Source organism: Parcubacteria group bacterium, from assembly GCA_041657845.1.
In the GTDB taxonomy this organism is placed as follows: Bacteria; Patescibacteriota; Minisyncoccia; order Moranbacterales; family JAKLHP01; genus JAKLHP01.
This window is the reverse complement of the sequence record JBBABD010000067.1, coordinates 1,575-2,508: the sequence shown is the minus strand read 5'-3', so window position 1 is coordinate 2,508 and position 934 is coordinate 1,575. Positions and strand designations below refer to the sequence as shown.

Sequence of the window (934 nt, the reverse complement as noted above, 5' to 3'; positions counted from 1 at the left end):
GATCTCGTAGTAGTTCCCCGCGTCCACCCCGGCCGCCGAGATGACGAGCCAGTAGGGGGTGTTGGCCGACAGGATGTAGGGGGCGGCGGCGTAGCCCGTGACGTAGGCGGCGGAAGCCCCCACGGAGGCGGCGGCTATCACGGCCTCGGAGGTGTTCACGGCGTCGGCGTAGTTGCCTGACGGCTCGCCGTCGGCGTCGGTCTCGACGCGTATCGTGAGGTCGCCGGGCGTCCCGACCTTGGCGATGAGGAGCGTGAGCCCCTGGAAGGTCTCGTCGCGGTAGGGCACGCGAAAGGACTGCGCCTTGTATTTCGTCGTGGCGTTGAGGTTCAGGGAATTGCCGGTGTCCCCCGCCACCGCGTCCGGCGAGGTCTGGTTCACTATGTCCCCGACCGTTATGCGGACTCCGTTCGTGCCGATCTTGAACTTCGGGAAGACGCCGTAGAAATCCGCCTCCACCTGCGAGGCAAAGCCAATGTCGTTCGTCACCTTCCTGTTCTCGCAGTCGATGACGATTGAGGCGTTCGTCTGCCAACTGGCGTTCTTGGTGAAGATAATCCGCTCGTTCGTGTCCGTGTCCTTGTATTCGATTCCCTTGTGGGACGAGGCAAAGTTCGCGCCCTCGATGGTGATGACCGGCTGCGGCGGCTTCGACCCGGCGAGGGTGAAGGTGTCCGTGCCCGGCGTCGTCACGGTGACGGCGTGCTCGTCGAGCGCGAGGGTGGCTGACGTGTCCCTGCCCTCGCCCGTGAGGACGGCGAAGACCGCGAGATACGGGACGTGGTTGACCTGATAGAACTCGCGGGCGACCTCGAAGGACTCGCAGGTGGCGACGTAGTTGCGCGTCCCCGACGCGAAGGATATCGCCAGCGTCTTCTGCTCGCGTCCGAGAAGCTCCTTGAGCGTGTCGATGGACGCCTCGAGGACCGCCTCG

Annotated in this window: 1 protein-coding gene; it reads right to left on the bottom strand. The window is 65.0% G+C overall.

The features are described 5' to 3' along the window. On the bottom strand, positions 1-934 hold a 934-nt coding region (locus WC906_05555), incomplete at both ends, for a choice-of-anchor R domain-containing protein (protein ID MFA5777865.1).